At 33.8% G+C, this 18,374-nt stretch carries 15 protein-coding genes; 8 read left to right on the forward strand and 7 right to left on the reverse strand.

Annotated features, from left to right (window positions below; all coding sequences use genetic code 11):
• Positions 1-165: 165 nt before the first annotated feature.
• A complete protein-coding gene (locus HM982_RS10510; RefSeq protein WP_179353125.1) occupies positions 166-633 on the reverse strand; it encodes a CYTH domain-containing protein in 468 nt (155 codons plus the stop codon).
• A gap of 113 nt (positions 634-746) precedes the next feature.
• Here HM982_RS10510 and dinB point away from each other — a divergent pair, with 113 nt between their 5' ends.
• Positions 747-1,850, forward strand: coding sequence for a DNA polymerase IV (gene dinB / locus HM982_RS10515; protein WP_179353126.1), 1,104 nt, complete (start codon positions 747-749; stop codon positions 1,848-1,850).
• Positions 1,851-1,929: 79 nt separating this feature from the next.
• Here dinB and pyk read toward each other — a convergent pair whose 3' ends face one another.
• The 5 genes from pyk to HM982_RS10540 all read right to left on the reverse strand — a co-directional run bounded on the left by pyk (position 1,930) and on the right by HM982_RS10540 (position 6,375).
• Entirely contained in the window at positions 1,930-3,372 is a 1,443-nt protein-coding gene (pyk, locus tag HM982_RS10520) for a pyruvate kinase (protein WP_179353127.1), read from the reverse strand.
• A gap of 4 nt (positions 3,373-3,376) precedes the next feature.
• Positions 3,377-3,856 carry an IPExxxVDY family protein gene (locus HM982_RS10525; RefSeq protein ID WP_179353128.1) on the reverse strand — a complete coding sequence of 160 codons (480 nt, stop codon included), beginning with the start codon at positions 3,854-3,856 and terminating at the stop codon, positions 3,377-3,379.
• 273 nt (positions 3,857-4,129) lie between these two features.
• Positions 4,130-4,870 (reverse strand): ribonuclease III, encoded by a 741-nt coding sequence (rnc, locus tag HM982_RS10530; RefSeq protein ID WP_179353129.1) that lies wholly within the window; start codon positions 4,868-4,870, stop codon positions 4,130-4,132.
• A 7-nt stretch (positions 4,871-4,877) separates the two neighbouring features.
• Positions 4,878-6,128: a beta-ketoacyl-ACP synthase II gene (gene fabF, locus HM982_RS10535; protein ID WP_179353130.1), complete on the reverse strand. Its 1,251-nt coding sequence runs from the start codon at positions 6,126-6,128 to the stop codon at positions 4,878-4,880.
• A 13-nt stretch (positions 6,129-6,141) separates the two neighbouring features.
• On the reverse strand, positions 6,142-6,375 hold the full coding sequence (locus HM982_RS10540; protein ID WP_008269813.1) for an acyl carrier protein: 234 nt from the start codon (positions 6,373-6,375) through the stop codon (positions 6,142-6,144).
• A gap of 273 nt (positions 6,376-6,648) precedes the next feature.
• Between HM982_RS10540 and purN the strand changes: the two genes are divergently transcribed.
• The 4 genes from purN (at position 6,649) to HM982_RS10560 (ending at position 11,141) form a co-directional block, all read left to right on the forward strand.
• A complete protein-coding gene (gene purN / locus HM982_RS10545; RefSeq protein ID WP_179353131.1) occupies positions 6,649-7,212 on the forward strand; it encodes a phosphoribosylglycinamide formyltransferase in 564 nt (187 codons plus the stop codon).
• A 100-nt stretch (positions 7,213-7,312) separates the two neighbouring features.
• Positions 7,313-7,954 (forward strand): ribonuclease H1 domain-containing protein, encoded by a 642-nt coding sequence (locus HM982_RS10550; RefSeq protein WP_179353132.1) that lies wholly within the window; start codon positions 7,313-7,315, stop codon positions 7,952-7,954.
• A 267-nt stretch (positions 7,955-8,221) separates the two neighbouring features.
• Positions 8,222-9,148: a PfkB family carbohydrate kinase gene (locus HM982_RS10555; RefSeq protein ID WP_179353133.1), complete on the forward strand. Its 927-nt coding sequence runs from the start codon at positions 8,222-8,224 to the stop codon at positions 9,146-9,148.
• Between the two features lie 94 nt (positions 9,149-9,242).
• A complete protein-coding gene (locus HM982_RS10560; protein WP_179353134.1) occupies positions 9,243-11,141 on the forward strand; it encodes an amidophosphoribosyltransferase in 1,899 nt (632 codons plus the stop codon).
• A 581-nt stretch (positions 11,142-11,722) separates the two neighbouring features.
• Here HM982_RS10560 and HM982_RS10565 read toward each other — a convergent pair.
• A complete protein-coding gene (locus tag HM982_RS10565; protein ID WP_179353135.1) occupies positions 11,723-12,331 on the reverse strand; it encodes a superoxide dismutase in 609 nt (202 codons plus the stop codon).
• A gap of 115 nt (positions 12,332-12,446) precedes the next feature.
• On the opposite strand from HM982_RS10565, the gene HM982_RS10570 reads away from it, so the two are divergent.
• The 3 genes from HM982_RS10570 (at position 12,447) to HM982_RS10580 (ending at position 18,336) form a co-directional block, all read left to right on the forward strand.
• Positions 12,447-15,578 carry a UvrD-helicase domain-containing protein gene (locus tag HM982_RS10570; protein ID WP_179353136.1) on the forward strand — a complete coding sequence of 1,044 codons (3,132 nt, stop codon included), beginning with the start codon at positions 12,447-12,449 and terminating at the stop codon, positions 15,576-15,578.
• Between the two features lie 33 nt (positions 15,579-15,611).
• Positions 15,612-16,805, forward strand: a complete 1,194-nt coding sequence (kbl, locus tag HM982_RS10575) for a glycine C-acetyltransferase (RefSeq protein WP_179353137.1) — start codon at positions 15,612-15,614, stop codon at positions 16,803-16,805.
• A gap of 133 nt (positions 16,806-16,938) precedes the next feature.
• Positions 16,939-18,336, forward strand: a complete 1,398-nt coding sequence (locus HM982_RS10580) for an OmpA family protein (RefSeq protein WP_179353138.1) — start codon at positions 16,939-16,941, stop codon at positions 18,334-18,336.
• The last annotated feature ends 38 nt before the right edge of the window (positions 18,337-18,374 follow it).

Here is an 18,374-nt window from a genome sequence, read left to right on the forward strand (position 1 = left end):
TTAATAGATTGTTCTGCAGGTTGTACTAGAGATCAACATGCTGAAAATAGACGCTCTGAATTTCTTATTGTAGAAGAGACAACAGAAGATGTTACTACTGAAGAATAATAGTAATCATTAAGTTCAAAAAAAGCCTATATTTTTAAAAATATAGGCTTTTTTTATTTACCAAACTGAAAAAGGTAGGTTACTCAATTGTGAATTATAATATTTCACCTCGCCAGTCACCTCTTTACCTAACCAATTTGGTACTTCAAAATGTTCACCTTCAGAATTTAATTCAACCTCAGCAATAATTAAACCCTGGTTAAGACCATAAAACTCATCAACTTCAAAAATATGAGGGCCACATTTAACTTCATAACGTGTTTTATCAATAATACCCGTTTCACAAAGTTCTAAAAGATGTTCAGCATCTTGCTTAGAAATTTCCTTTTCCCATTCAAAACGCGACAAGCCATTTGAAGTCGATTTACCTTTTACAGTTAAATAACCACAATCTTTTTTTAATCTAACACGCACAGTGCGGTTCTTATCACTATTTAAAAAACCTTGTTTAATAGTGTATTTATTAAAAGCTTCAACTTTAAAAGCATCCGATTTCACTAAAAATTTTCGTTCAATTTCAATCATAATATGAGATATAATTTAAGGGCCTAGTGACCGTTTAAATAGGAATTTTTATAATTGGTTAATATTGTCTTATATGAGAATCTAAACTCCACAGTAATTCATAAATTTACATTATGCCTAACGATTTTCCTATAAGAAAAATAATTCATGTTGATATGGATGCATTTTATGCCTCTGTAGCACAAATGGACCATCCTGAACTAAGGGGAAAAGCTATAGCTGTTGGTGGCGGTGGAGCACGAGGTGTAGTAAGTGCGGCAAGTTATGAAGCACGTAAATTTGGGGTAAAAAGCGCCATGTCTGGTCGATTAGCAATAAAACTTTGTCCTGAGCTCATTTTTGTGAGCACAGATTTTGAGCGTTATACGGAAATTTCAAAGCGCATAAGACAAATTTTTTTTGATTATACGGATTTAGTAGAGCCATTATCATTAGATGAAGCTTATCTCGATGTTACAGAAAACAAAAAAGGACTTCCTAGCGCCTCAATAATAGCAGAAGAAATAAGACAACGCATCTTCGATGAAATAGGCTTAACGGCTTCTGCAGGTATTTCAATTAATAAGTTTATAGCTAAGGTCGCAAGTGACTACAATAAACCCAATGGACAAAAAACGGTTAACCCAGAAGATGTCCTACAATTTTTAGAGGATTTAGATATCCGTAAATTTTATGGTGTTGGTAAAGTCACTGCAGAAAAAATGTACCAAAAAGGTATTTTTACAGGCAAAGATTTAAAATCTAAAACTGTTGACTATTTAAGCCAACATTTTGGAAAATCTGGACGTTATTATTACGATGTGGTTAGAGGAATACACCACAGTGAAGTAAAACCAAATCGGATCAGGAAATCCTTAGCTGCTGAACGTACTTTTAGAGAGAATTTATCGTCGGAAATATTTATGCTCGAAAAATTAGAACATATCGCCGAAGAAGTTGAGAAACGCTTACGGAAGAGTAACGTTACTGGAAAAACAATAACTTTAAAAATAAAATACAGCGATTTTACTTTACAGACACGGAGCAAAACGCTGCCTTATTTTGTAAGTGAAAAAGCTATTTTATTAGAAACAGCAAGAGAATTACTATATCAAAACACTCTGAATAACTCCGTTAGATTACTCGGGATTTCAATTTCTAATTTGAATACAGATGTCAAAAAAATTAAAAAAGAAGCTAAAGCAACAGTAAGTGTACAGTTGAAGTTTTCATTTTAATCATGAAATAAATAAAACTAAAAAGCGATTTGAGATTAAACCCAAATCGCTTTTTGAATATTAGTTATGTAAAATACTGTTAGAAACTACAGTTTTCAATCTCTGAAACTCTTAAAGTATTTACCATACCTTTATCTTGAATAGGCATCGCTGCTAAACTAATTAGCATGTCACCTACTTCTAGGTATCCCATTTTACAAGCAATAGCATTAACATCTTCAATGGTTTCATCTGTACTTACAAACTTGTCATAATAGAATGCATGTACACCCCAAAGTAGACTCAATTGTGTTAAAATACGTCGGTTAGAAGTAAAAACTAAAATATGAGCAGAAGGACGCCAAGCTGAAATCTGAAACGCGGTATAACCACTATTGGTTAGCGTAGAAATCGCTTGTGCATTAATTTCATTGGCCATATTAGCTGCATGATAACAAATAGCTTTTGTGATATAACGTTTCGTACGAATATGAGGTGGTGATTGTGGCACTTCAATTAGTGGTGAATCTTCAACACTACGTATAATATTAGACATTTGACGAATCACTTGAACAGGATATTGACCAACTGAAGTTTCACCAGATAACATTACAGCATCTGCACCATCCATTACGGAGTTAGCAACATCATTAACCTCTGCACGTGTTGGCGTTAAACTTGTAATCATGGTTTCCATCATTTGGGTTGCAATAATTACAGGAATTCTAGCACGTTTAGCTCTCAGTACTAATTGCTTTTGAATTAGTGGCACTTCTTCAGCAGGAATCTCTACACCTAAATCACCACGAGCCACCATTAAACCATCACAATAAGCAACAATTTTATCAATGTTTTCAACAGCTTCAGGTTTTTCAATTTTAGCTATAATAGGAATTTTTTCATCACTATGCTCATTAATTAATGCTTCTAATTCCATTAAATCTTCAGCATGACGCACAAAAGATAATGCAATCCAATCGACTTTTTGTCCGATGGCGAAAATAGCATCCTCAATATCCTTTTCTGTTAAAGCAGGTTGAGATATATTAGTATTAGGAAGATTAACCCCTTTTTTAGATTTTAAAGGTCCGCCTTGAATTACTCGAGCTTTAACTTCAGATTTCTTATCTGTAGAAACAACTTCAAAGATTAATTTACCATCATCTAGAAGGATACGCTCACCAGGTTTGGCATCTTGAGGAAATTTATCATAGGTCATATAAACACGATCCTTCGTACCTTCAAAACGTTCTCCTGTAGCGAAAATAATTTCATCCCCTTCATTTACAATGACCTCACCTTGCATAACACCTACACGCAATTTAGGACCTTGTAAATCACCTAAAATTGAAGCGTTATAACCAAACTCTTCGTTAAGTTCTCTAATCAATTTTATTCGCGCTTCAACATCGGCGTAATCAGCATGAGAGAAGTTAATTCTAAATACATTACACCCTTCATCTAGCATGGATTTTAGTACTTCTTTAGTACTGGTTGCTGGGCCTAAGGTGGCTACTATTTTTGTTTTCTTATTTTTTGTCATCAATTCAAAATATTAAATGATCTTTAGACTTTATTTTTAACGGATCTACCGTATAACTTGTTATAATTTGTGGGATGGACTGCAATTTAGTTAAGATATAATTATCATCTACACACTGTATTTCATCAGAAATCTTAATAAAATAATCCACCTTTTTGTATTCTGAAATGAGATGAAATGTTTTAAGTACTTTTTCGTTATTGCCAAATAAAGTGCCTGAACTATACAAACTATCTTGTTCCTTTTTACAGACGTTTGAAATTAAATTCCAAAAAACGTATTCTGTTTCATTATGCCATTCAAAAATACTATATGAAGACTCTAAATACTTAAAGTCAATATCATGTTCCTTACGTTCTAACTTAAGTTCTAAATGCTTGTTAAGCAAATAAGCTAACCGATAATCTTCTAATCTTGTATGAATCGCTATAAGCTTATAGGAGTCATCATAAAAATCATCTACTTGAAGTTTGTGTAAAGCCATACAGTTATAACTTTGATACCAACTAAATTTATAATTTTTAGCTTGGAAATAAAACTTGAATGAAACCAAAGTTACCGTTCAAATTTAATAACAACAAATGCGTTAAAAGAAAACAAGCTTTTAGACGACAATTGGTATTTTTATAGCATCTATAATAGTCCACAAATATAATGCATAAATAGCTTAAACTCATTAAGAATAAGTTAAGATTACTATTTATAATTTACGAAAACGTTTTAGCTAAATATATAAGTTTTTATAGATTAGCTTAATTTATTGTGGTTTAGTTATTTGATTTTGAAAAGCAAAAAAAGCACGTTTAGATGCCTTCTCTTCTGCTTTTTTCTTTGAAGTTGCTCTGGCCTTTGAAACCACTTTGTCATTTATGACTAATTTTACAGAAAAATGCTTTAACTCATCATTACCAGTGTCTTCATAGACCTGATAATCGAAGGTATTCTTTTCTTTCTGGCACCACTCTATCAGTAAACTTTTATAACTTATGACTTTACCCTCTAGAACTTCAATATCTATATGCGGGTTAATAACGCATTTGTAAATAAATTTTTCACAAAAACTATAACCTTTATCTAAGTATATAGCACCGACTAAAGCTTCAAAAAGATTACCGTGAATATTGTCGCCAAAATTAGATTTAGGAATTCTACTTTCTACAAAATCAATAAGTTTTAATTCTTGTCCTAATTTATTTAGATGTTCTCTACTAACTACTTTAGATCGCATTTTTGTAAGGTAGCCTTCATCGCCATGCGGCACTTCTTCAAAGAGGTAAGCAGCGATAACAGAACCGAGTATGGCATCGCCAACAAATTCTAAACGCTCATAATTAATAGGATTGCCTTTATCGTCCTTAATATTCATGGAGCGATGTGTAAAGGCCGTAATGTAAAGTATTTTAGACTTGGGCTTAAATCCAAGAATTTCTTTAAGTTGTAAAAAAAAATTCCCGTCCTCTTGAGAGCGGGAATTTAATATGTTACGAATGAAGTTCATTCGGGATTTAATCTAATTTTTTAAATAATACACAGGCGTTGTGACCGCCAAATCCAAAGGTATTACTCATCGCGACTTTAATATCTCGTTTCTGAGCTTTATTGAGGGTTAAATTTAATTCAGGATCTATGTTTTCATCAACCGTTTCATGGTTAATTGTTGGTGGTACAATACCGTGCTTCATTGCTAAAATTGAAGCAATAGCTTCAATAGCTCCGGCAGCACCCAACAAGTGACCTGTCATAGATTTGGTAGAATTAATATTTATGTTCTTAGCGTGGCTGCCAAACACTTCTGATATTGCTTTTAACTCCGCAACATCACCTAATGGTGTTGATGTTCCGTGTGTATTAATATGATCAACATCTTCAGGGTTTAAACCAGCATTTTCCAAACAATTTTTCATTACCGCAACAACACCAATACCACCAGGGTGTGGCGCTGTCATATGATAAGCATCTGAAGATAAACCACCACCTAATACTTCTGCATAGATTGTAGCGCCTCTTGCTTTTGCATGTTCGTACTCTTCTAAAACAATCGCACCTGCACCTTCACCTAATACAAAACCGTCTCGGTTAGCATCAAATGGTCTAGAAGCAGTTTTAGGATCATCATTTCGAGTACTCATTGCATGCATAGCATTAAATCCTCCCATACCAGCAATGGTTACTGCCGCTTCACTTCCTCCTGTAATAATCACGTCACAAGTCCCTAAACGAATAGTGTTTAAAGCATCGATCATTGAATTTGCAGAGGATGCACAAGCAGATACTGTGGTATAATTAGGCCCCATGAAACCATATTTTATAGATATGTTTCCGGGTGCTATATCAGCAATCATTTTCGGTATAAAACGTGGGTTAAATCGAGGTGTACCGTCACCAGCTGCATAGTTTAACACTTCATCTTGAAATGTTTCTAAACCTCCAATACCAGCGCCCCAAATAACACCAACTCTCAATTTGTTTACAGCATCTAAATCTAGTTTTGAGTCTGCAATTGCTTCATCAGAAGCCACCATTGCATACTGCGAAAACTTATCCATTTGCCGGGCTAACTTTCTATCAATAAAGTCAGTTACTTCAAAGTTTTTTATTTCACAAGCGAACTGTGTCTTGAACTTTTCAGCATCAAAATGCGTTACAGGTGCAGCACCACTTTGGCCACTAATAAGAGCTTCCCAATATTCATCTTTGGTATTCCCTATTGGTGTAAGTGCACCTAAACCCGTTACTACGACTCGCTTTAATTCCATAAAAATTGAGTTATTATTTTGCTTCTTCTATATAAGAAATAGCTTGACCAACTGTTGCAATGTTCTCAGCTTGATCATCTGGTATTTGAATATCGAATTCTTTTTCAAATTCCATTATTAATTCTACAGTATCTAATGAATCCGCTCCTAAATCGTTAGTGAAGCTAGCTTCAGTTACAACTTCGTTCTCATCAACACCTAATTTATCTACGATAATCGCTTTTACTCGTGATGCAATGTCTGACATAATTTTTAATTTTAAGTTTTAATTAGATGGCAAAAATAAAAAACTTTATTTGAATATTCACCTTTACCGATAAAATGTGCTTGTAATTTAGCAAAAATAAAGATAAAGTATTTTGGTTTTGCCTTAATTGTTAATTATTATTCTTTTTTTTGTTTGAATAAATAGAACTCGAATGGCTAGTGTAATAATAAGCTTAATCAAAGGTTGCAGTGCATTCTGTAATTTTAAATTAGCAAATTCCATTCAACCATTAATTAAAATATAAATGAACTGATGAAACGTATTGTAATTTTTGCATCCGGAAGTGGATCTAATGCTGAAAATTTAATTAAGTTTTTTTACAACAGCGATACGGCGTCTGTTATTCAGGTACTCACCAACAATCCTCATGCCAAAGTTTTGGATCGTTGTAAAACATTAAATATTAGCGCCCTATCTTTTAACCGAATTGCATTTTCAAAATCTGAAGATGTTTTAAATATTTTAAAAGCAGCAGAACCAGATTTAATTGTGTTAGCTGGTTTTCTTTGGAAGTTTCCTGAATTCATATTAAAAGCGTTTGAAAATAAAGTGATTAATATTCATCCAGCACTTTTACCAAACTATGGCGGAAAAGGGATGTATGGCATGCATGTACATGAAGCCATCGTTAATAACAAGGAAACTGAAACGGGCATCACGATTCATTATGTGAATGAGAATTATGATGAAGGCGCTACTATTTTTCAAGCTAAGTGTGACGTTTTGTCATCAGATTCAGCTGAAGATGTTGCTGGAAAAATCCATTTGCTAGAAATGGAACATTTTCCATTAGTAGTAGAAAAATTATTAAATTAATAATTCAACTGTCATGCTGAGTTTATTGAAGCATCTTTAATAGAATCTTTATTTCATTCAGAATGACAAAATGAGATTTCCGTTTTCACGGGAAGTAAACATGAGTAAAAAGAAAAAAAAATATTATACCGTTTGGCAAGGTCATAAAAAAGGGGTCTTTGAAACTTGGAATGCTTGTAAAGCCCAAATCAAAGATTACCCTGGTGCGCAATACAAATCTTTTCCGACGCTTAATGAAGCCGAAAAAGCATTTAAAGGAAATTACTTTGATTATATAGGAAAGAAAAAAACCTTTAGCAGTGGACTTTCTGATGCTGAACTTAAAAAAATAGGTCAACCCAACTATAATTCTATTTCGGTGGATGCTGCATCAAGCGGAAACCCAGGAATTATGGAATATAGAGGTGTTGATACCAAAACAAAAAAACAACTTTTTATCCAAGGGCCTTTTGAACAAGGCACTAATAATATCGGTGAATTCTTAGCCTTAGTGCATGGCTTAGCTTTTCTAAAACAACACAAAAGCGAACGTATTATGTACACCGATTCTAGAACTGCGATGAGTTGGGTACGTAAAAAAGCATGCAATTCTAAACTACAACGCAATGCAAAAAACAAACCCGTTTATGATTTGGTAGATCGCGCTGTACACTGGTTAAAAACCAATGAGTATTCTACAACCATTGTTAAATGGGAAACCAAGGCTTGGGGAGAGATACCTGCTGATTTTGGAAGGAAGTAATTTAAAATTGTATTATTTACAATATTCCTTTTGATGGAGAACACGATAGCTATTAACCCTTTTCTGAGTTTCAACTTACACAATTTCATATTGTATAAATTTTAAGTGATTTTTTACAAAAAGAATAGATTTCACTAAGAAAACGATGTGAAAATTAGATTTACCTCATAAACTACTGCTAGAATACAAAAATTTGAAGTTTGGTTTTTCGCAACTATTCAAATCAAAAAAATCATGTATTTTTGCAACTTAATTCAAACTACTTTTATGAGTAAATTAGTGATTGTTGGTACTGTAGCTTTTGATGCTATTGAAACACCTTTTGGTAAAACCGACAAAATTCTTGGTGGTGCAGCAACCTACATCGGTTTATCAGCTTCAAATTTTGATGTGGATTCTTCCGCAGTTTCTGTCGTTGGAGGCGATTTTCCTCAAGAATATTTAGACCTTTTAAAAAATAGAAATATTGATATTGAAGGTATCGAAATTGTAAAAGAGGGCAAAACCTTCTTTTGGAGCGGAAAATATCACAACGATATGAATTCGCGAGACACCTTAGCGACAGAGCTAAATGTGCTAGAACACTTTAATCCAATAGTTCCAGATAATTACAAAGATTCTGACGTCGTGATGTTAGGTAATTTACACCCACTTGTACAACAAGGGGTATTAAACCAAATGACTAAAAAACCAAAATTAGCGATTTTAGACACCATGAATTTTTGGATGGATATCGCTTTAGACGATTTACTTTCTGTAATTAAAAATGTTGACGTTATTACCATCAACGATGAAGAAGCACGACAATTAACTGGGGAATATTCTTTAGTTGTTGCAGCGAGAAAGGTTCATGAAATGGGACCAAAATACGTCGTTATAAAAAAAGGAGAACACGGTGCCTTATTGTTTCATAATGAAAATGTATTCTACGCTCCAGCGCTTCCTTTAGAAGAAGTTTTTGATCCTACTGGTGCGGGTGATACTTTTGCAGGTGGTTTTGCAGGTTATTTAGCAAAAACTGGTGACTTTTCTTTTGAGAACATGAAAACAGCAGTCATATATGGTTCAACATTAGCCTCCTTTTGTGTCGAAAAATTTGGTACAGAACGCATGCAAAGCTTAACAGACAAAGAGATTTATAAACGATTAGACCAATTTAAGAGTCTAACGCAATTTGATATCGAATTAAACTAAACAAACACGCTCTAAATTGAGCGTGTTTTTTTTATACTATTCCGCTAGAAACCGGAATGATTTATTATAACACTAATAACAGCACAAACACAACATGAGTGATGCTTTAAAACATGAGTGCGGAATAGCCCTCATTAGACTTTTAAAACCTTTAGAATACTATAAAGAAAAGTATGGAAGTGCTTTTTATGGTGTTAACAAGATGTATTTAATGATGGAAAAACAGCATAACCGTGGCCAAGATGGCGCTGGTTTTGCTAGCATTAAATTAGATGTTACACCTGGCGAACGCTATATAAGTCGTGTGCGATCTATTGCGCAACAGCCTATTCAGGATATTTTTGCTCAAATTAATGAACGTATTAACGATGAATTGACCAAAAACCCAGAATACCAAGACGATGTTGCATTACAGAAAAAGCACATCCCTTATATTGGCGAAGTCTTATTAGGGCACGTACGTTACGGAACTTACGGAAAAAATAGCGTAGAGAGTGTACACCCTTTTTTAAGACAAAATAACTGGATGCATAGAAACCTTATTGTCGCTGGTAACTTTAATATGACCAACGTCAATGAACTTTTCGACAATTTATTAGAAATTGGTCAGCATCCTAAAGAAAAAGCCGACACCGTTACAGTAATGGAAAAAATTGGCCATTTCTTAGATGATGCGGTTGCTAAAATTTATAAAGACCTTAAAAAGGAAGGTTACAATAAAAGTGAATGTTCACCGCTTATTGCAGAACGTTTAAAAGTTGGTAAAATATTAAAGCGTGCTGCAAAAAACTGGGATGGTGGTTATGCTATGGCAGGTTTGCTAGGCCATGGTGATTCTTTTGTATTAAGAGACCCTTCTGGCATTAGACCAACTTATTATTATAAAGATGATGAAATTGTAGTCGTTGCGTCAGAGCGACCAGTCATACAAACGGTGTTTAATGTTCCTTTTGAATCCGTAAAAGAGTTAGAACCAGGACATGCTATTATCACCAAAAAATCTGGCGAAACTAAAATCAAAAAAATACTAGAGCCATTAGAGCGTAAGTCTTGTTCTTTTGAACGTATTTATTTTTCTCGAGGAAGTGACGCTGAGATATATAAAGAACGGAAAATGCTTGGACGATTGCTCATGCCTAAGGTACTCGAGGCGATTGATAACGATACTGAAAATAGTGTTTTCTCTTACATACCAAACACAGCTGAAACATCGTTTTATGGTATGATAGAAACCGTTGAAGATCACCTTAACGAAAAGAAAACAAACTCTATACTCAATGGAAACGGCAACCTATCAGCTGAACGTGTTACAGAAATCCTATCTGAGCGTCCAAGAATAGAAAAGATTGCTATAAAAGATGTAAAACTAAGAACCTTTATTACAGAAGATAGTAGCAGAGATGATTTAGTTGCACACGTTTACGATGTTACTTATGGCGTTATAAAACCAACAGATAACCTGGTCATTATTGATGATAGTATTGTAAGAGGTACAACACTTAAGAAAAGTATCATTAAAATGATGGATCGCTTAAATCCTAAAAAAATTATAGTAGTTTCTTCTGCGCCTCAAATACGCTATATTGATTGTTATGGTATAGATATGGCTAATCTTGAAACACTAATTGCTTTTAAAGCGGCATTAGCTTTGTTAAAAGATACCAATCAGTATCATATAGTAGAAGAGGTTTACGATAAATGTATTAAGCAAGTAGACCTTAAAGATGCTCATGTAGTAAACCACGTCAAGGAAATCTACGATAGATTTACAGATGATGAGATTTCTGATAAAATTTCAGAATTATTAGGGGGTGAAAACATCAAGGCAGAAGTTAAAATTATTTTTCAACCCGTTGAAAATCTTCATAAAGCTTGTCCTAAAAACTTAGGAGACTGGTATTTTACAGGAGAATATCCAACCGCAGGAGGAAATAGAGTTGTAAACAGAGCCTTTATTAATTTTTATGAAGGAAATAAAGAACGTGCTTATTAAAATATGACAAACAATCATTTTACCCGATAAAATAAGCTTTTTATCGTTCAAAAATGCATTTCGTCCGATTTTTAATTTGTTCTGTCAAAATAAATATACATTGCTATCACCATAACATAAGTAGGTTAAGTTCATGGTAGATTTGGGGCAAAAAAAGGTGAACTTGGTTCACCTTTTTTTATGCGTTATAATGAAGCAACTTAATAAGCTTATAATTTTCTAAAACACCTGTATTAAACTCCTAAAATAGCAGAATCATAGTATTTCCCACGCTTAGACTAATTTATAGGTCGTTTATCCAAAAAATTGAATACGTTATTAATGTCCCCTTATATTTGAACCACCATAACATAAGTAGGTTAAGTTTATGGTAGATTTGGGGCAAAAAGGTGAGTTAAATAACTCACCTTTTTCATTTTATATCTGTAAAGACAGCTATCTATATTCTTACAAAAGTGAAAACCTCCTAAACAGAAATTACAATTTAACTCATAAAAAAAATCCGAATCTCTAAAAGATTCGGATTTCATTTATATAATACTTACCTATAAGGTTTTAAAAAACTTAAAAGATAAACTTAATTACTTAGCTTCAGCATAACGTCTTTCAACTTCATTCCAGTTAATCACATTAAAAAATGCTTCAATGTAATCTGGTCTTTTGTTTTGGTAGTTTAAATAATAAGCATGTTCCCAAACATCTAAACCTAAAATTGGTGTACCGCCACAACCAACACCTGGCATTAATGGATTATCTTGGTTTGCAGAAGAACATACTTCAACTTTTCCACCTTCATGTACACATAACCAAGCCCAACCAGAACCAAATTGTGTAGCCGCTGCTTTAGAAAATTCATCTTTAAATACTTCAAAAGAACCATATGTTGCTTCAATGGCATCTTTTAAATCTCCAGACAAACGTCCTTTTCCTTCAGGATTCATGACATCCCAAAATAAAGAGTGGTTATAAAATCCGCCACCATTATTTCTAACAGCTTTGTTGTCTTTATCTAGATTAATAAGAATGTTTTCAATTGTTTTTCCTTCTAAATCTGTGCCTTCAATAGCAGCATTCAATTTAGTTGTATATCCTTGGTGATGTTTGGTGTGATGTATCTCCATTGTGCGAGCATCAATATGAGGCTCTAAAGCATCGTATGCATATTTTAATTTCGGTAATTCGAAAGCCATAATTATTTTGTTTTTAATTGGTTAATAATTTACTTGAACTCAAATTTACAATTTTGTCCTCAATTTTATCTTAATAAACTATTAAGATTCCCTATTTTGGTATAAAATTTATCTCTTGCAAAATTCAGCCTTCAAAATATACAACGCCTCTGCTGGTAGTGGAAAAACATTTACGCTAGCAAAAGCCTATTTAAAAATTTTAGTTCAATCTAAAAGCTACGACCAATTTAAATCCATTCTAGCGATAACCTTTACTAATAAAGCAGTGGGTGAAATGAAAGAACGCATTGTAGATATGCTAACTTCTTTTTCTGCCGAAGAAAGCCTGGTACACCCACACCCAATGTTTAGCGCTATTTGTGAAGAGCTAAAAATACAACCTGAAATACTTCACCATAAATCTAAACACATCCTAAAACACATCATGCATAATTATGGTGCCTTTGATATTTCTACTATTGATGGTTTTACACACCGCGTCATCCGGACGTTTGCACATGATTTAAAATTACCGATAAATTTTGAAGTCGAATTAGACCAAGAACGACTTCTCAATGAAGCCGTTGACAGTCTTATTGCTAAAGCTGGAAGCGATAAAACCTTAACCAAAGTCTTGGTTGATTTTGCGATTGAAAAGGCTGACGATGATCGAAGTTGGGATATTAGCTTTGATTTTAATAAAATTGCGAAATTATTGGTCAATGAGAATGATCTTTCTGCCATTGACACCCTAAAAACTAAAACGCTTGATGATTTTAAAGTGTTAAAGCAACAACTTGCCAAAGACATCATTAAAATTGAAGACACTATAAAAAACCTTGCCGATACCACATTAACACTTATTGAAGAGTCTGGTTTACAATTCGACGATTTTAGTAGAGGCTCACTCCCAAAGCACTTTAAAAAATTAAGTGAAGGTGTACTTTCCGTAAGTTTTGACGCTGCCTGGCAAAATGATGTCATTGATGGAAGTACCTTATACCCAAAACGTGTTTCTACTAGTGTTGCTTCAACTATTGAAAATCTTCAACCACAATTAGCAAATACTTTTACAACTTCAAAAGCTTTAATTTTCGATATAAAACTCAAAAAAGGATTATACAAAAATATAACACCGCTTTCCGTATTAAACGCCATTAAAAACGAATTAGATTTACTGAAAGCTGATCAAAATAAAATGCTGATTTCAGAATTCAACACTATTATCAGTAACGAGATAAAAAATCAACCCACCCCATTTATTTACGAACGATTGGGGGAAAAATTTAAGCATTATTTTATAGATGAGTTTCAGGACACTTCTAAAATGCAATGGCAAAACTTAGTCCCTTTATTAGAAAATGTACTTGCTGCTGCTAATGGCTCAGCTATGTTGGTTGGCGATGCTAAACAAGCTATTTATAGATGGCGTGGCGGTGAAGCAGAGCAGTTTATTAAACTTTACAATACTATTGATAATCCGTTTCCACTTGAAGCCGACGTATTACCATTAGGCACCAATTACAGAAGTGCCAAAGCAGTTATAGAATTTAATAATTCATTTTTCGAATTCTTAAGTGACACCATTTTTAGTGACCCTACATATGCGGACCTTTATAAACAGGCAAAACAAAAAACACATAACAAATCTGAAGGTTATGTTAACCTTAATTTTTTAGATGTTCAGAAAGAAGATGACATCCATGAAATGTATGCTAAACAAGTCTTAGAAACTATAAAAAAATGTCAAGCTAATGGATATCCGCTAGATGACATTTGTGTTTTGGTTAGAAAAAGAAAAGATGGTGTTACAATTGCAAATTACCTTAATGAAAACGGAATTAAAATCACGTCTTCTGAAACTTTACTTTTAAAAAATTCAGACAAGGTGAATTTTATTAATTCATTTTTAAAACTCCTCATTCAACCCACCAATGATACGCTTAAGATTGACGTCTTATCATATTTAGCCGACCAACATTCCATTACGGATAAACACCTGTTTTTTACCAGTTATCTCAAGGAAAGTCTTGACGATATGTTTGAAGCCTTAAAACAGTTAAATATTTACATTGACAAAAACCAATGCCTTCAACTACCACTTTACGAATTAGTGGAGCATATTGTAAGACTCTTTAACCTTAATGAAACTTCGGATGCATATCTACAATTCTATCTAGATGTGGTTTTAGAATTCACACAAAAGCAGAATGCAGATGTGGCAGCATTTGTCATTTATTTTGAAAAGAAAGCCGACAAATTAAGCGTGGTTACACCAGAAAACATGGATGCAGTTCAGATTATGACCATTCATAAATCTAAAGGACTAGAATTTCCTGTGGTGATTTTCCCCTATGCAGACCTTAATATTTATAAAGAATTAGAACCTAAAGTCTGGTTTCCTGTTGAAGCAGAAAATTACAATGGTTTTAATACTTTACTGCTTAATTACAATAAAGACGTGAAAGATTTTGGAGATCTAGGAACTGAAATTTACAACACTCATCAATCGCAATTAGAGCTAGACAACATTAATTTACTTTACGTTGTTTTAACAAGAGCCGTAGAACAACTGCATATTATTTCGAAAAAAGATATAAGTTCTAAAGGTGTGATCAATGAAAAAACGTATGCCGGCATGCTTATCAATTTCTTATTAAAAGAAAAAAAATGGACAGAGAACCAACTAAACTATAGTTACGGAACCTTAACACCCAACCAAAAAATTTCTGAAAATAAAGCCGTTTCTAATCCCCTAAAATTCATTTCAGTCCCTAAGGAAGCTCACAATTTAAACATAGTAACCAAGTCGGGGTTATTGTGGGACACCCAACAAGAAGCAGCCATTGAACGCGGGAATTTAGTGCATTTAATTTTATCTAAGATCAAAACTGCCAATGATATTGATTTAGCCTTTAATGACTTATTAATTGCTGGCGATATAACTAAAGAACATTACAAACCTTTAAAACTATTAGTTACAGACATTATAAATCATCCGCAATTAAAAGATTATTTTCAAGAAGGTTTTAAAATTTATAATGAACGTGATATTATTACTAACTCGGGACAACTTCTAAGACCAGATCGATTGAACATCAACTCTAAAAATCAAGCTACTCTTATAGATTATAAAACAGGAGAACCTAAGGCGTCTCACGCCAATCAACTTAACAACTATGAAGCCGTATTAAATCAGATGCCTCTTAAAGTAAGCCATAAACTCTTGGTTTATATAAATGACACAATTGAAGTTATTGAAGTCTGATTTTTCCTAGTATCTTTGCTCAAAATTAAAACCATGTACGGAGCTATAAAAAATCACTTACAACAAGAAATAGAATCTATAAAAGACGCCGGACTTTTTAAAGAAGAACGCATTATTACATCACCTCAAGGTGCCGAAATCACTCTAAACACAGGACAAAAAGTACTGAACTTCTGTGCCAATAATTATTTAGGTTTGTCAGCGCATCCAGAGGTTATTCAAGCGGCAAAAGATACTATGGACACGCATGGTTTTGGAATGTCTTCGGTACGTTTTATTTGTGGAACTCAAGATATTCATAAAGAGCTAGAGCAAAAAATTGCTGATTTCTATGGCACTGAAGATACCATACTATATGCCGCAGCTTTTGATGCTAATGGTGGTGTTTTTGAGCCTTTACTAACAAAAGAAGATGCTATAATTTCAGACTCTTTAAATCACGCCTCAATTATTGATGGCGTAAGGTTATGTAAGGCAGCAAGATATCGTTATCAAAACAATGACATGGCAGATTTAGAAACACAACTAATAGAAGCCAATGCCAAAGGTGCTCGTTATAAAATTATAGTTACTGATGGTGTGTTCTCTATGGATGGTCTGGTAGCACCTCTAGATAAAATTTGTGATTTAGCAGATAAATATGATGCTATGGTAATGATAGATGAATGTCATGCTACAGGATTTATAGGTGAAACAGGAATCGGTACTTTAGAAGAAAAAGGCGTTCTTGGAAGAATTGATATTATCACTGGAACATTAGGAAAAGCCATGGGTGGTGCTATGGGAGGATATACCACAGCTAAAAAAGAAATTGTTGAGCTTTTACGTCAGCGATCTCGTCCGTATTTGTTTTCAAATTCTTTAGCACCTGCCATTGTAGGTGCCTCTATTAAAGTATTTGACATGCTTAAAAACGATACCACGCTAAGAGATAAAGTCGATTGGAATACAAAATACTTTAAAAAAGGGATGAAAGCAGCTGGCTTTGATATTGTAGATGGTGATTCTGCAATTGTACCGGTAATGTTATATGATGCAAAGCTATCACAAAACATGGCAAATATGCTATTAGAAGAAGGCATATATGTCATCGGTTTCTTCTACCCGGTTGTTCCTAAAGATAAGGCAAGAATTAGAGTACAGCTTTCTGCTGCTCACGACCAAAAACAATTGGATAAAGCCATAGCAGCCTTCATAAAAGTGGGAAAATCGCTAAATGTTATCTGATATACTACAAATGTTAATTCAATCGCTTTATTTAAAGGCGATATACCAATAATTTTATATATTTGTCTTTGTTAATAAATCTTAACATCTTATTTTTGCAATAATTAACACTTAAATTAAAATTAATTAGAATATGAAAAATCTTAGCAGATTATTTTTTGTCGCAGTGCTTATTTTAGGCTTTAGCACTTCTGATGCTCAAGACAAGAACAATCCATGGGCTATTACAATCGGAGCTAATGCAGTTGATGTGTACCCTGTAGGAGAAGACATGCCTCAAGGAGAGTATTTTGACGAATACTTTAACGTAGATGATCACTGGAACTTTATTCCTTCGCTTTCTACAATCTCCGTTTCTAGATATCTTAGTGATGGTTTTACCTTTACTGCTAAAGGTTCTTTAAACAGAATTGACAAATTTGGTTCAAATGTTGACCTAATGACAGGTGAAGAAACAACTAATAATGTTGATGACTTAACTTATTACGGATTAGACGGTAGAGTTTCTTACAGCTTTATGGACGTTATTAATTCAAAAACCTTTGACCCATATTTAGGTGTAGGTGGTGGTTATACTTGGGTAGATGAAATCGGAGCTGGTACATTAAACGGAACTTTAGGTATCAAATTTTGGTTTACTGAGAACTTAGGTGTAGATTTTCAATCGACTTACAAACATGCATTTGAAGATTACTTACCAAAGCATTTCCAACATTCAGTAGGCTTAAGCTTTAAGTTTGGTGGTACTGATACTGACGGTGATGGTGTTTACGATCACGAAGATGCTTGTCCTGAAGAAGCTGGTTTAGAAATCTTTAATGGTTGTCCAGATTCAGATGGTGATGGTATTCAAGATTCAAAAGACGATTGTCCTAACACAGCAGGTTTAGCTGAATTTAACGGTTGTCCTGATACTGACGGTGACGGTGTTGTTGATAAAGATGATAAATGTCCTGAAGTTGCTGGTTTAAAAGAATTAGCTGGTTGTCCTGATACTGACGGTGATGGTGTTTCTGATGCTGATGACAAATGTCCTAACGAAGTAGGTCCTGCTGCTAACAACGGATGTCCTTGGCCAGATACTGACGGTGACGGTGTATTAGACAAAGATGATAAATGTCCTAACGAAGCTGGTACAGTTGCAAACAACGGTTGTCCTGAAATTGAGCCAACTGAAGAAGTTATGGAAACTTTAAATGAGTACTCTAGATCTATCTTATTTAACTCTGGTAGAGCTACTTTCCAAAAACAAACGGATCAAGTATTACAATCTATGGTAGCTATCTTTAAAGAATACCCAGAAGCTAGCTTCTCACTTGAAGGTCACACTGATAGTGATGGATCTAAATCTATGAACCAAGCGTTATCTGAAAGAAGAGCAAATGCAGTTAGAGATTATTTAATCGCTAACGGAATTAGTTCTGAAAGATTATCTGCTGCTGGTTTTGGTGAAGACAATCCAATTGCTAGTAACAGTACAAGCGCTGGTAAAAAAGAAAACAGACGTGTAGAAGTGAAGTTGAAAAACTAATCACATCTAAAATATATTTTAAAAACGCTCCGAAATTC

It is taken from the genome of Winogradskyella vidalii (assembly GCF_013403955.1).
Lineage (GTDB): Bacteria > Bacteroidota > Bacteroidia > Flavobacteriales > Flavobacteriaceae > Winogradskyella > Winogradskyella vidalii.